Annotated in this window: 1 protein-coding gene; it reads right to left on the bottom strand. The window is 56.6% G+C overall.

From position 1 onward, the window contains the following. The coding region (locus tag HMPREF1627_RS00390; RefSeq protein ID WP_234305172.1) for an alpha/beta fold hydrolase at positions 1–546 on the bottom strand (546 nt) is incomplete at its 3' end. Positions 547–580: the final 34 nt, after the last annotated feature.

Genomic DNA, 580 nt, shown 5'->3' with positions numbered 1-580 from the left:
CGGGTCGGCGGTAGGTAGCGGCTCATCCTTCAAAGTCTCCAACCACTGGCCCAATTGCTCTTTCATCTGATCCGTGGTGCCCTTGAGCGGAATCTGCCCCTTCTTTGAGCCCGCATCTAGCCAGAAGGCGAGAATATTTTCAAACCCAGAAGCCTGGCCTTCTGCGACCTCGTCCACTGGTATTGACGGGTCAAGCGCCCCATCGAGCACAAAACGCCCTACCTGTTGTGCGAACGTGTCCGCGTACAACGCTCCGAGGAACGTGCCGTAAGAAAAGCCCATGTAGTCAAGCTTTTCCTGCCCGAGCGCTGCGCGGACTATGTCCATGTCACGCATTGCGGATTCAGAATCAGAATGTCTGGCCATCTCTGGCGACTTCTCCAGACATGCCTCCCCCAGTTTGCGAGACGCTTCGCGGATCTCCTCCACTGTTGCGGGAGTATCCTCAGCTCTAAACTGGTCAGTTTCCTCGGCAGTCAAACAACGCACGGGGGCAGACAGGCCAACGCCCCTCGGATCAACGGCAACGATGTCGTAGCCTGTCATCAGCTTCTCGGTAAACGTGTAATCCACCATGCTC

The organism is Actinomyces sp. S6-Spd3 (assembly GCF_000758755.1).
GTDB lineage: Bacteria > Actinomycetota > Actinomycetes > Actinomycetales > Actinomycetaceae > Pauljensenia.
The sequence above is the reverse complement of the archived record's forward strand: the minus strand, read 5'-3'. Positions and strand labels throughout refer to the sequence as shown.